Raw genomic sequence first — 13,177 nt, forward strand, 5'->3', positions numbered from 1 at the left:
CGAGGTTATAGCGCGGTAATGGAAACGAGCGCGTAGCCGGAATCAGTCTGACGGAAGGTAAAATCGACCCGCTGTCCTGCCATGAGTTTTTCCCCCTGATAATCATCAAGTGCAAAACTCATGGTCATCGCGGGCCAGTTCAGTTGTGTCACCGGACCATGGGCGATCGCGACAGCATTGTCACGCCAGGCTTTTATTACGCCGCTGGCGGAATAAATCGGTGCGCTATTATCCTGCGAATTCATACCCGGCATATCTGCCATTGCAGACATATTATGGTGATGCATGGCGCTCTCTTCAGCGCTGGCGATAAATGAAGCGGTGGAAAGGGTCAGAACGCTGGTGATAACCAGAAAAATAGAGGTCGAACGCATAATAAAATCTCCGAAAAAAAACAGTAAGTCGCCCGCAAACCGGGCCGATCTGATGGATGTTTTTTAACGGTGATTTATTCTCTGAAGCGGCAGAAGCGTATTTCAGCCGGTGGGCCAGTGACGGGCGGCGTATGCCAGTCTATACGTTCAGCGCAAATCTCCTGTTGTGGAGAAACAACAACTAAGGCGGTGTCGCCAGTCAATGCATTCAGTTGTAGCGAGGTGGAAGCGTTAGGCTGTGCGCTATCCGGGCCGCAGTGTTTATCGCAGATCACTTTCTGGCCTGCGTTTTCCATACCCGGCATAATCACCCTGCCATCGACAACATGATGAACCTGAAGCTGCGTCGTGACTGGTTGCTGCTGCCCGCTATGATGCGCTGCGACAGCTAACTGAAGATTAAGTAGTAGCCAACAGGCCATAACAAGCCCTGCGCGTATACGAAGCCTGCGCCGGGTTGCTTGTTTGAATAATACCTGTATGGACTGGATCATAATGATATTCACAATAAAACGACCGATGAATTAAATCACACTCATCAGAATAATTAAACGCGATTTTTCAGCTAAATATATAAATGAAGTTTCTCTATAATTATTTACACAGCATGGCAAAAAACAATTTGACCTTTCGTTGTGGTGAAGATATATGGCCATTGCATTTTAAATGTCTGGCATTTTGCTGCCATGTTGGCCATCAGTAATTGTATTCAATAAATAACACAGATGTTATTTATTTGTGATTTTAAATAAGAGATATACCCTAAATTATTCGAGTTGCAGGAAGGCGGCGAGGCAGTGAATCCCCGGGAGCGTACTCCAGTACGTGACTGGGGTGAACGAGGAAAGCCAACGCACATGCAACTTGAAGTATGACGGGTATATACCACAACTAATTTAAACCGCTCATACGTTGACCACCGCGGAGCGAACAATGCAGCCAGAGAGCGACAAATTTGGCAGACACGAATCCTGGTAACCAGACTTCCCTGTGCGGACAGGGTGAGGACTCGCCTGTAAATTGCAGTATGGCCGAGATTGTTATGATGATGTTGCCGACGCTTTGCCAGATAAGCATTGCAGTATATGCTGGTGGTGGATTATCCCTCAACCGGAGCCCCCTATGGCAGACTGGAATCCTTCTCTGTATTTGAAATTTGGCGCGGAACGCACGCGCCCCGCCGCTGAACTCCTCGCCCGCATCGCCCATCATCCCGTCAGACTGGCGGTAGATTTGGGCTGCGGGCCGGGCAACAGCACCGCACTGTTACGCGATGCCTGGCCAGAAGCGACGATTGTCGGCGTCGATAATTCACCGGCGATGCTGCAAGAGGCCGCGCAAACGCTACCCGACTGCCAGTTTATCAATGCGGATATCACCACCTTTCATCCTGCACGCCCGGCTGACGTGATTTACGCTAATGCTTCATTGCAGTGGCTGACGGATCACCAGCGGCTCCTTCCTCATCTGGTGAATAATCTTGCGAAAAACGGTGTGCTGGCGGTACAAATGCCTGATAACTGGCAGGAACCCTCACATACCCTGATGCGGCAGGTAGCGGAAGAGTTGGATTTTCCGCAAGGGGGTCGCCTTCCGTTACCCGGTGTACAGGCGTATTACGATATTCTGACCGCATGCGGCTGCGAGGTGGATATCTGGCGTACAACTTACTATCATCCCCTCGATTCGCATCAGGCTATTATTGACTGGCTACAGTCGACAGGCCTTCGGCCATTTTTACAACCGCTGGATGATCAGCAACGGGAGAGATTTCTTAAGCGTTATCTGGAACTGCTTAAGCAGCACTATAAGTTACAGTGTAACGGAAAAGTATTACTGCTGTTTCCTCGCCTGTTTATCGTCGCCTGTCGGTCGTCGGCAGCAGAAGGATAAAATCACGGCACCGGCGGTGCCGTATCGTCCGGCTTACCAGGAAAGATGATGCACCAGGGAGAGATCCCACGCCGTAGCCAGCAATGAAAGAAACATAATTAAATTGACAACCGCCTCTATGCGTTTTTCCATTTTGTTTCTCCTGAGTCGTTTCCCCTGTTTTACAGGGAAAATCTTAATAACTTCTTAATTTCCGACTTTCAGAGCGTCACACGATAACGAACATAGTCATCCGCTGGCGTAAATTCATCATACAGATGCCGGGCCGGGTTATCGGTTCGGGTATGCCAGTAGAGTCGCGACCACCCTTTCTCTTTTCCTTCCTTATGCAGCGCCTGCATCAATGTTCTGGCGATACCGCGGCCGCGCACCTGCGGGTCAACAAACAGATCTTCCAGATAGCAAATGGGCGTTGTCACCCATGTTCCTTCATGCAGCACACATACCGCAAACCCCACCACCCGGTTATCCACTACCGCCACACGACCTAAAACCGATGAACCGGGATCAAGCATACGCTGCCAGGTATACTCCGTGACCTCTTCTCGCTGTGGGTTACCATAAAACCCAGTATAGCCTTCCCAAAGCAGCAACCACTGTGCTTTGTCCTGCTGACCCACTTCACGAACCTCAATGGCCATCGATCTGTCTCCTCATACGGATAATCCATTATTTTCCTGTCGGATCATTTCTTCAAGCATCGGCACACAATTCATCTTTTCGCTTAATTTCCCGTTTTGCTGCCAGACGGGGTTGGCACGGTCTTAAAATTTGCGCTATGGGGGTAAATTAATAGTATGTTGTAACTAATGAAAAATGAAAACCCAACGATGTCGGGGCACCGTCCGTTCAGTTATGCCTTTCAAAGAAAATCGTTGTCCGTTCTGATCCGCATCACAACCGCCAACTGGCCACCAGAACGGCGGCCAACGGATGAGAGTGAGCCCAGCCCACTCCCTCGATGACACCAGAGCGAAACTGAACACACAGATGACGGGCTATATTGCGCCTGCGGGATACTCTGCGAGTGGCATTTAACCCCGGGAAAGCTAATCTGTAATCAACACAACGGTTTAACAGCCGCACGCATGCCATCGCGCAGAATGGTATCCAGATCCCGCGTCACCTGCTCAACCAGCCCAGGGACTTTTGTCAGATCCTGCTGCCAGTGGGATTCCACAGCCAGCACCGTGTGTACCAGTTTTCTGGTACTGATCTGCGCGTCACGATGGTCAGCCCATAGCGCCTGATAGCGTGCTACCCACTCGGCGTCGTCTTGCACCGGATAACTCTCGCCATCACGCTCGCCGCGATAAAACGCGATCAGCGCCGCCAGTGCAAAGGTCAGCCGCGCCGGGAGCTTGCCCGTCTTCTTCTGCCCGGCCAGCAACTGCGGCAGAATACGGGTACGATATTTAGTCATCCCGTTAAGGGCGATCGAGAGCAGCTGGTGTTTGATGTACGGGTTACGGAAACGCCCGGTAACCGCCCTGGCAAACGATTCCAGCTCATCGCGCGGCAGATCGAGAACCGGGATAATGTCCTGGTAAATCGCTTGCTCAACAAAAGAGCAGATTTCCGCGTCATTCATCGCTTCGCCAACGGTATCCAGCCCCGCCAGGAAGGCTACCGGAACCAGCGCGGTATGTGCCCCGTTGAGAATCGCCACTTTACGTTCTTTATAGGGCTTAATATCATCAACAATCAGCACATTAAGCGGCAATTTATCAAGGCGAAGCTCTGCAGCCAGCCATTTCGGCCCCTGGATCACGAACAGATAGAAATGCTCTGCCGTATCGAGGAAGGCATCCTTATAGCCCAACTGCTGTTCGATCTGCGCGGCTTCATCGCGCGGATAACCGGTCACGATGCGGTCCACCAGCGTTGAGCAAAACGCGTTGGCGTCATCCAGCCAGGTCACAAACGCGTCCGGCAGCCCCCACTCCTGCGCATAGCGCAGTACCAGTTCGCGCAGGGCTTCACCGTTATAATCAATCAGTTCGCAAGGGATGATGACCCAGCCTTTATCCGCCGCGCCTGAGAAATGGCTATAGCGCTCAAACAGCAGGCGGGTGAGCTTCGCCGGATAGCTCACCGGCGGCGTATCATCAACATGGTCGCCGGCATGGTAGGCAATCCCGGCTTCAGTGGTATTGGAAAACACAAACCGCATATCCGGGTTATGCGCCAGACGCAACAGTTCATCGTAATCCGCATAGGCGCTGATTTCCCGGTTTACCGAACGAATCAGACGCGCGTCGCTGACCGCTTCGCCCTTCTCATTCAGACCGCGAATGATGGTGGTGTAAAGGCCATCCTGGGTGCTGAGCGACGGTGGGAATGCGCTGTCAATCGGACGCACGATAACGACCCCGGAACCCAGATCGGTATGTTCGTTTAACAGATCGATCTGCCAGTCAATAAACGCCCGCAAAAAGTTGCCTTCACCAAACTGAATGATGCGTTCAGGGTACTGCGCGCCCGGAAAATCACGGCGGTTTAATGTTTTCACAATCAGTTTCCTCACAGAGTAGTCATACAACCTGATAAATTGGTCTAATAAGTTATCAGGTTTTTATATCAATGAAACCCTGTTTTGATCAAAGCTGTATGCAATATCAGCGCGATCAGAGGAATTTATAGAACAGCGATGTCGCGCTCAGCTCTCCATCCGGCATCAACGCATAGCGCGGTATTTCGCCAGCTTTTTCCCAGCCGCACTGAACGTAAAAGCTTTCCGCCCCGCTACCGGTGGCCGTATCCAGCACCAGCACGCTCTTTCCGTATTCCCGGGCTATTTCTTCCAGTCTGATCATCAACGCATTTGCCAGCCCCTGGCGACGTGCATTTTGGTGAACCAGAAGTTTAGCAACATCGGCACGGTGCGGCTGGTTTTCCGCCTGGTCGATAACCAGTTGTACCGTACCAACGAGTTGCTGCCGAGCATCTACCGCCGCGATGACAATGCGTTCACCGTTAGCCACGCTCTGCGCTATTTTTAGCCAGAATGCCGTTGCGGTTTCCGGGGCGAAAGGAAGCATAAAGCTCACCGACGCGCCGCCGTTAACGCAACTGACGAGGACATCCGTAAGCTGAGGAAGGAATTCAAGAATATCGTCACGCGACAGCGTGCGTAGAGAGAAAGATGTGGTCATAGGTCACTCCCCGAAATTGACCACATCACTATGTTTTTAATCCATATTTAACACAAGCACCAGTATCATCGGCTTTTCTTATGGCGAACTTTCCGCCAGTTTTTCGGTGTAAATACGATTGCAGCCGGATTTTTTTGCCTGAATCATATTATCGTCGGCTTCCCTTAGTAGCTGATTGAACAGTTCGCTCACCCTTAAGGTTCCCGGATTCTGACTCTCCAGCCCAATACTGAGCGTTAACTGGATTTTGTTTTGCCCCCAGATAAAGGAATGCGACGCAATGCCCTGGCGAATGGTCTCCGCCAGCATTTGCCCCTCTTGCGCTGATGAGGTCTGCGCTGCGACGACAAACTCTTCCCCGCCAATACGCGCCACCATCCCCTTTTCCCCCACCAGCAACCGCACCTGTTGGGCAAACTGAGCCAGCACGCAGTCTCCGCACTCATATCCCCATTGTTCATTGATCTGCTTGAAGCCATCAATATCCAGCACCATGATCGTTAATAACCTGTCAGATGGCAGAGGCTGATGTTTCAGCGCCTCACATAACCCCGAGCGGGAATAGACCCTTGTCTGAAAATCAAAATCAGCGCGCAACGCCAGCTGTTTAACCAGGTTATTAATCGCTTCGACGCTGGAGGCGACAATAACCGGGCTAATTAACATGGCCGCGATCCCCAGACGCGTCGAAAACAGTTGCCACGGCTGCATCCGGGCATCGGCAGAGAAATGGATAAGCGAATTAGCGACCAGCAGAATTTCACCAATCCCGGTTATAAAGGTTAACAGGCAGGTCAGCGGTAAGGGATAGCGAATCGCACACCAGATCAGCGCGGGTAAAGGGAAAGTAATGCTTCCGGCCCCGCCCACAGCAACGCCGAGCCCGATCGACAACACCAGCGCAATCACCGGCAACAATTGACGCAGACGAAAAGCGCCTGACGCAGAAGGCAGCGTGAGGGTCAAAATAAACGGCAGGATTAGCACAGCGGTCGAGAATTGTTCGCTAAACCAGTCCGCCAGTTGGGGAATGAAGGTGGCGCGTTCAACATCCACCGACCCCAGCGCCCCGATGGCGGCACAGAGCAGCGCGGCGAACAGGCAGTAGCAAAATAAACTCAGCGCGTTAATCGGCCCCGGCATCGAATCTGTCCGCCGCTTATCCCATAAGATGAGCTGCGCCAGCGTGACAATAAAGACAATATTGGAGAAATTAATCAGGACAGAGGCGAATCCCATTCCCCAACGAGAGGTTAAACCGTCACAGATAAGCATGGCGGCAAAACAGACGGCGTAAAAATAACTGCGATTTAGCCAGACATAACGCGCAAAAATCCCTGCCATCACGGCATTGAGCGGCCAGAAGAATGACAGTTCCTGTACAAGGCGCAGCATTCCGCCAAGTAAGTGCAGAAGTACTGTTAACGTGAACAACACCAGCGCGTCGCGCAGGCGATGATCCTCACGAAACAGCGAGAATGACCGAATTGACAGTGAAGACATTCATGATGATCCGTCTAATTGTTTCAGACACTTATTGTGTTAATAATCAGTTAGCGATTTATTGTATCATGAGAATAATTATCCGGCATCCACCGGCGCCGGATGAATTATGCGTCAGTATTCATCTGGATCACCAGCCAGTGATGAATCACCTGCACGACATAACGCTGCTCGCCTTCGCTGAGCGCCCGACCGCGCGGGATAGCGTGCCACTTTTCCAGACAACCGCGACAACAGGTCGCCGTCGCATGTTGCGCGATAAATACCGGATGGCCGCGCATTGGCGTCTGCTTACCGTCGTTAGGAATTACCGCCGGCGCCAGCCGTCTGGCGATAAAATCAGCTGCATGCTGATCAATAACGTCGGGCCCCTTAGCCAGGCAATATTGCCGTTCCTTAGCGCCGAGCCGAAAGCGAGCGCGAAAAGACGAACGTTGTAAACGGGTAAACAGATTTTCGATTGACGCCATCAGAATACCGACCTTCCCAGTCTCCGGGTAAGCTTTTCCAGTAACGCGATCCCGGCCAACGAGTTCCCGGCGTCATCAAGCGCCGGACTCCAGACCGCAATCACCATCTCTTGCGGCACGATAGCCACAATCCCGCCGCCGACGCCGGATTTCGCGGGTAAACCAACGCGCCACGCAAATTCACCGGCATTCTGGTACATGCCGCTGGTCATCATCAGCGCATTGACCTGCCGCGACTGAATCGGCGCGATAACCGGCGTTTCAAGGTGTGCCGCAATGCCGCCGTCAGCCAGAAACAGGAAGGTACGCGCCAGTTCGGCACAGCTCATTTCCAGCGAACAATAGTGGAAATAGTTTTGCAGCACCGTGGCGACATCATTATCAAAGTTGCCGAAGGATTTCATCAACCACGCAATCGCAGCATTACGCGCCGAGTGTTCAAATTCAGAACGGGCAACCACCGGATCATAAGCGATATCGCCCACGCCACTCAGACGACGGACGATTTCCAGCATTCGCTGACGCGGCGCGCTAAGGCGACTCTGCAGCATATCGCAGACGACCAGCGCCCCGGCGTTAATAAAGGGATTGCGCGGTTTGCCCTGTTCAATTTCCAGCTGCAAAAGGGAATTAAAGGGTTGACCGGAAGGATCTTTGCCGACTCGCCGCCAGATCTCATCCTCCTGATAGTGATTCATCGCCACCACAAGGCTCAGGACCTTCGAGATAGATTGAATGGAGAAACGCTCATGCGCGTCACCCGCGCTGTAATGCTGCCCGTCCACCGTGCAGATAGCGACACCGAGCTTATCGCCGCTGACGCGTGACAGTGCCGGAATGTAATCCGCGACTTTACCGCGCCCAATCAGCGGCCTGACTTCAGCCAAAATGGCATCGAGCATTGCGTTATTTATTACCATCGCCACGCGAGGCTCCTTGCCAACAACAAAATTCGGGCGCTAATTATAGGCGCACAACGCACCGAGAAACAGCCTGTTTCTTATTTGCTTTCCTGTCAGGGATAAACGGAATAACGTGCGCAAGCAGAAAACTGATGCAATTCCCCGATTGCGCGGCACGCCACTGCGCAACCGGAGGAACAGTCAGGGCTTAGCTGCGATCTTTCCAGACGGTCTGCACATTGCAGAATTCATGGAGGCCGAAGTGGGATAGCTCGCGACCAAATCCGCTTTTCTTCACGCCGCCAAACGCCACACGGGCATCGCTGGCGCAGTAGCCATTGATAAACACGCCACCACATTCCAGATCCCTGGCGAAACGCTGCGCCTGCTCTTCGCTGGTGGTGTAGACTGTTGCCGACAGACCAAACTCGCTGTCGTTTGCCAGCGCCAGCGCATGGTCTGCGTCACGGGCTTCGGTGATGGTCGCCACCGGGCCAAAGAGCTCCTGGCGAAAACCGGTCATCTCCGCGGTGACGCTGCCAAGCACCGTCGGGGCGTAATAGTTGCCCGCGCCTTCGATTTTCTCCCCGCCAAGCAGCAGGGTCGCCCCTTCGCTTAGGGTCGCCAGCACCTGCTCATGCAGCTCGTCGCGCAGATCAAAACGCGCCATCGGCCCGAGATAGTTTTGCTCATCGCGCGGATCGCCCATTTTTAGCGCGGCAACGGCGGCAACAAATTTCTGCGTAAAGGCATCGGCAATCCCTGCTTCGACAATAAAACGTTTCGCGGCGGCACAGACCTGCCCGGTATTCTGGTAGCGACCAATCACCGCTGCCGTCACGGCCTCATCAAGGTCGGCATCGTTAAGCACGATAAACGGATCGGAACCGCCCAGTTCTAATACGCATTTTTTCAATGCCGCGCCGGCCTGAGCGCCGATGGCCTTCCCGGCCCGCACGCTGCCGGTCACGGTGACCGCCGCAATACGTGAATCGTTAATTATTTGCGAAACACCCTCGTTAGTGGCATTCACCCAGCCAAACACGCCATCCGGCACGCCCGCCGCAGTGAAAATTTCGCCGATCATCTCCGCGCTGCCCAGCACGTTCGGCGCATGCTTCAGCAGATAGCTGTTGCCCGCCAGCAGAATCGGCACCGCGCCGCGCAGCACTTGCCACACCGGGAAGTTCCACGGCATGACGGCGAGGATAGCGCCCATCGGGCGGTACTCTATGACGGCTTTATTCTCTTCCACGAGGGTCGCTTCGGTATTCAGCATCGCCGGGCCGTGTTCAGCATACCAGTCGCAAAGGTTAGCCGATTTAGCAACTTCACCACGCGCCTGGGCTATCGGTTTACCCATTTCGCGGCTAATCATCTGCGCCAGCGCCTCGCTACGGGCGCGCATCACGCTGCCGACTTTACGCAATGCCGCCGCCCGCTCTGCCAGGCTGACGTTACGCCACTGGCGATAAGCCTGTTCCGCAAGGACAATAGCGGAATCGACCTGTTGTTCAGTCGCCCAGGGCAGAGATGACACCGTCTCTCCGGTGGCCGGGCTCACGGAAACCGCATGAGTCGCAGATAAATTCATCGTTTTTCTCTCTGTGTTGATTGCGAAGTCACCTTATTCTGGCTTACCCTTCTATTCATTAAAATTGAATAATATTAAGCAACCCATTCACTAAAGAAGAATACTATGGACCTGAGCCAGCTCGAGATGTTTAACGCCGTCGCCAGCACTGGCAGCATCACCCAGGCCGCACAGAAGGTACACCGCGTGCCCTCGAACCTGACCACGCGCATTCGTCAACTGGAGGCGGACCTCGGCGTCGAATTGTTCATTCGTGAAAACCAACGCCTGCGTCTGTCGCCCGCCGGCCACAGCTTTTTACGCTATAGCCAGCAGATCCTGGCCCTGGTTGAGGAAGCTCGCATGGTCGTTGCCGGCGATGAACCACAGGGGTTATTTTCACTCGGATCGCTGGAAAGCACCGCCGCGGTGCGGATCTCTCCCACCCTGGCGCACTATAACCAGCGCTACCCAAAGATTCATCTGGCCCTTTCAACCGGCCCTTCCGGGGCGATGATCGACGGGGTGCTGGAAGGGAAACTCAGCGCGGCCTTTGTTGACGGACCGCTGGTCCATCCGGGGCTGGAAGGGCTCCCGGTATTCCCGGAAGAGATGATGATCGTCGCCCCCTTTGGTCACTCGCCCATCTCACGGGCCAGCGAGGTTAACGGCGCCAGTGTCTACGCGTTTCGCGCCAACTGCTCCTACCGCCGCCATTTTGAAAACTGGTTTCATGCTGACCGTGCGACGCCGGGACGGATCCATGAGATGGAGTCTTATCACGGAATGCTGGCCTGCGTGATTGCAGGCGCAGGACTGGCGCTGATCCCGCGCAGTATGCTGGAGAGTATGCCTGGCCACCAGCAGGTTTCCGCCTGGCCGCTGGCCGAAGAGTGGCGCTGGCTGACCACCTGGCTAATATGGCGGCGCGGGGCAAAAACCCGCCAGCTTGACGCGTTTATAGCGCTGCTGAACGAAGATCGGCAAGCAGCAGTTTCTCCATAAAGACGCTCAGCGGATCGGGCTGATACGGCGCAAAGGCGCAACGAGTCTGGTAGCCATTGCGGGTATATAAGGTGATGGCGGCATGCTGATGAATACCGGTTTCCAGACGCACGGTATGGCATTCCCGACGTAGCGCTTCTTTCTCCAGGGCCGCCAGCAGTTTTTCTCCCAGTTGCTGACCGCGATGATTTGGATCGATAAATACGCGTTTCATCTCGCCAAATCCCTCTTCACCGAGCACAATCGCCCCACAGCCGACCGGTCGTAACGCGGTATCACGGATCAGCAGTGCAATCACAGACGCCGGCGGCAGGGCGCTAAGGTCGATCAAATGATTGCTTTCGGCCGGGTAAAGCGCCTGCTGGTAAGCATCCAGTTGGGCAATTAAGGCATTCAGATCCGGATGGTCTGGCGGGATCGCGGCGATGGTGTACATAAATACGCTCCTTTTTTCAGCGCACTGTAGCGCAGGGCATACACTTCACTGCCATAGCATTAACTTATAGATCCCCTCCTCGCTTGCGCCATCACCTTGAGACGCAGTAATTTTGCGACACGACATCTGTTATCAGGAGAATGCGATGAATACCAAAGCGCGCAAAGTGATGATTATCGGGGTCGGCAACGTAGGCGCTTCCGCAGCCTACGCTTTGTTAAATCAAAATATTTGCGAGGAGCTGATCCTCGTTGATCTGAACAAAGCCCGCGCCGACGCCCATGCACAGGATCTGAGCGATGCGGCGGCCTATATGCCGGGGATGATGACCATTTCCACGCGGGAAGCCAGCGACTGCGCGGATGTCGATATCGCGGTGATCACCGTTTCCGGTGGCGCGCTGAAGCCAGGGCAAACCCGTCTGGACGAGCTGACTAACACGGCAAAAATTGTCCAAAGCCTCGTTCCGCAGATGATGGCGAATGGCTTCAACGGCATCTTTTTGATCGCCACCAACCCCTGCGACATTATCACCTGGCAGGTGTGGCAGCTTTCAGGTCTGCCGCGCAGTCAGGTGCTGGGCACCGGCGTCTGGCTCGACACCACGCGTTTACGGCGGATACTGGCGCAGGCGCTGAATATCGGCGCGCAAAGTATCGATGCTTTTATTCTCGGCGAACATGGCGACACCCAGTTTCCGGTCTGGTCGCATTCGGCGGTTTACGGCTCCGCCATTGGCGACGTCTATCAAAAACATACCGGCAAAATCCTCGACCGGGAGTTAATTGCCGAAAAGGTGCGCAAACTGGGGTTTGAGATTTACTCAGGAAAAGGCTGTACCGAGTATGGCGTCGCCGGCACCATCGCCGAGATTTGTCGTAATATTTTCACCGGTAGCCATCGTGCGCTGGCCGTATCGTGCATTCTCGAAGGGGAATATGGCGTGAGCGGCGCGGCGGCAGGCGTCCCGGCGGTACTGACACAAAGCGGCGTGCAGCAGATTATTGAGCTGCAGTTAGCCGATGATGAAGCGGAGAAATTCCGCCACTCAATTGATGTTATTAAGGCCAATATCGCCCGTCTGCCGTAAATCGTCTTCCCGGCTAATCGGCAATGAGCAGCCGGGGATGAATATGCGCCAGGGCGTCGCGCGTCTCTTCCGGCAGATGATTATCGGTGATAATGTCGGTTAGTGAGTCCAGGTGCGTAATGTTAAACAGCGACCAGGCCCCGTATTTAGAGCTGTCCGCCAGCAATATCCGCCGCCGGGCATTAGCGATTAAATCGCGCTTCAGTGCCGCCTTTTCTTCCGTTGGCGAGGTCACGCCCTTCTCCAGATCCCAGCCGTTACAGCTTACAAATGCCAGATCGGGCCAGATATTTTGCAACAGCCGACGACCGTGATCGCCGATGCAGGATTGGCTGCTATCATCAATGCGCCCGCCAATAATGGTGACTTCAATTTGCCTGAATTCCGAGAGAAACAGCGCAATATGCAGATCGCTGGTGATAACCCTCAACGGCAGATGGGTAATTTGCCGCGCCAGTTCGATCATCGTCGTGCCGGCATCCAACACAATCGCGTCTCCGGGGTTGACTAATGTCGCCGCCAGGCTGGCGATGGCGTGTTTCTCCTGCCGACTGCGCTGAGATTTCTCCTGCGTCGTCGGCTGGGAAGGTATAAACCGGTTAAGCGTCACGCCGCCATGTGTGCGGCTGATCACCCCTTCCTCATCGAGTTTAATCAGATCGCGGCGAATGGTTGCTGGCGACGCGCTGGTCACCGTGACCAGTTGGTCGACTGTCACCAGATTATGGCTCTTCAGAAAATCCATAATCTGCTCTAACCGGTTATATCCCTTCATA

Annotated in this window: 14 protein-coding genes; 3 read left to right on the forward strand and 11 right to left on the reverse strand. The window is 54.0% G+C overall.

The window, feature by feature from the left end; genetic code table 11:
• Positions 1-5: 5 nt before the first annotated feature.
• Together FN037_RS08465 and FN037_RS08470 are read right to left on the reverse strand one after the other, a co-directional pair.
• Entirely contained in the window at positions 6-374 is a 369-nt protein-coding gene (locus FN037_RS08465) for a copper-binding protein (protein ID WP_138362788.1), read from the reverse strand.
• A gap of 74 nt (positions 375-448) precedes the next feature.
• Positions 449-796: a hypothetical protein gene (locus tag FN037_RS08470; RefSeq protein WP_260607827.1), complete on the reverse strand. Its 348-nt coding sequence runs from the start codon at positions 794-796 to the stop codon at positions 449-451.
• A 700-nt stretch (positions 797-1,496) separates the two neighbouring features.
• Between FN037_RS08470 and tam the strand changes: the two genes are divergently transcribed.
• Entirely contained in the window at positions 1,497-2,267 is a 771-nt protein-coding gene (gene tam / locus FN037_RS08475) for a trans-aconitate 2-methyltransferase (RefSeq protein WP_142502000.1), read from the forward strand.
• A 200-nt stretch (positions 2,268-2,467) separates the two neighbouring features.
• On the opposite strand, the gene FN037_RS08485 is transcribed toward tam, so the two are convergent.
• The 7 genes from FN037_RS08485 to sad all read right to left on the reverse strand — a co-directional run bounded on the left by FN037_RS08485 (position 2,468) and on the right by sad (position 9,891).
• Complete coding sequence (locus FN037_RS08485; protein WP_142502001.1) at positions 2,468-2,908, reverse strand: GNAT family N-acetyltransferase; 441 nt, start codon at positions 2,906-2,908, stop codon at positions 2,468-2,470.
• A 419-nt stretch (positions 2,909-3,327) separates the two neighbouring features.
• Positions 3,328-4,779: a tagaturonate reductase gene (locus FN037_RS08490; RefSeq protein ID WP_142502002.1), complete on the reverse strand. Its 1,452-nt coding sequence runs from the start codon at positions 4,777-4,779 to the stop codon at positions 3,328-3,330.
• 115 nt (positions 4,780-4,894) lie between these two features.
• Positions 4,895-5,422 (reverse strand): GNAT family N-acetyltransferase, encoded by a 528-nt coding sequence (locus FN037_RS08495; RefSeq protein ID WP_142502003.1) that lies wholly within the window; start codon positions 5,420-5,422, stop codon positions 4,895-4,897.
• A gap of 78 nt (positions 5,423-5,500) precedes the next feature.
• Complete coding sequence (locus FN037_RS08500) at positions 5,501-6,925, reverse strand: GGDEF domain-containing protein (RefSeq protein ID WP_171034939.1); 1,425 nt, start codon at positions 6,923-6,925, stop codon at positions 5,501-5,503.
• Positions 6,926-7,032: 107 nt separating this feature from the next.
• Positions 7,033-7,395: a DUF4186 domain-containing protein gene (locus FN037_RS08505; RefSeq protein ID WP_138362781.1), complete on the reverse strand. Its 363-nt coding sequence runs from the start codon at positions 7,393-7,395 to the stop codon at positions 7,033-7,035.
• On the reverse strand, positions 7,395-8,315 hold the full coding sequence (gene glsB / locus FN037_RS08510) for a glutaminase B (RefSeq protein WP_374043513.1): 921 nt from the start codon (positions 8,313-8,315) through the stop codon (positions 7,395-7,397). Before glsB ends, FN037_RS08505 begins: the two co-directional genes overlap by 1 nt.
• Positions 8,316-8,505: 190 nt before the next feature.
• Positions 8,506-9,891 carry a succinate-semialdehyde dehydrogenase gene (sad, locus tag FN037_RS08515; protein ID WP_142502004.1) on the reverse strand — a complete coding sequence of 462 codons (1,386 nt, stop codon included), beginning with the start codon at positions 9,889-9,891 and terminating at the stop codon, positions 8,506-8,508.
• A 105-nt stretch (positions 9,892-9,996) separates the two neighbouring features.
• On the opposite strand from sad, the gene ptrR reads away from it, so the two are divergent.
• Complete coding sequence (ptrR, locus tag FN037_RS08520) at positions 9,997-10,875, forward strand: putrescine utilization regulator PtrR (RefSeq protein ID WP_138362778.1); 879 nt, start codon at positions 9,997-9,999, stop codon at positions 10,873-10,875.
• Here ptrR and FN037_RS08525 read toward each other — a convergent pair.
• The gene (locus FN037_RS08525; RefSeq protein WP_142502005.1) at positions 10,829-11,311 is read right to left on the reverse strand and encodes a GNAT family N-acetyltransferase; all 483 of its coding nucleotides are present in this window, start codon (positions 11,309-11,311) and stop codon (positions 10,829-10,831) included. The two genes, ptrR and FN037_RS08525, sit on opposite strands and share 47 nt — an antisense overlap.
• Positions 11,312-11,456: 145 nt before the next feature.
• Here FN037_RS08525 and FN037_RS08530 point away from each other — a divergent pair, with 145 nt between their 5' ends.
• On the forward strand, positions 11,457-12,401 hold the full coding sequence (locus FN037_RS08530; RefSeq protein WP_138362776.1) for an L-lactate dehydrogenase: 945 nt from the start codon (positions 11,457-11,459) through the stop codon (positions 12,399-12,401).
• Between the two features lie 13 nt (positions 12,402-12,414).
• Here FN037_RS08530 and FN037_RS08535 read toward each other — a convergent pair whose 3' ends face one another.
• Positions 12,415-13,176, reverse strand: a complete 762-nt coding sequence (locus tag FN037_RS08535) for a DeoR/GlpR family DNA-binding transcription regulator (protein WP_138362775.1) — start codon at positions 13,174-13,176, stop codon at positions 12,415-12,417.
• Position 13,177 lies beyond the last annotated feature (1 nt).

Origin of the sequence: Klebsiella sp. 2680, assembly GCF_900198535.1 — a bacterium.
Taxonomy (GTDB): Bacteria; Pseudomonadota; Gammaproteobacteria; order Enterobacterales; family Enterobacteriaceae; genus Klebsiella; species Klebsiella indica.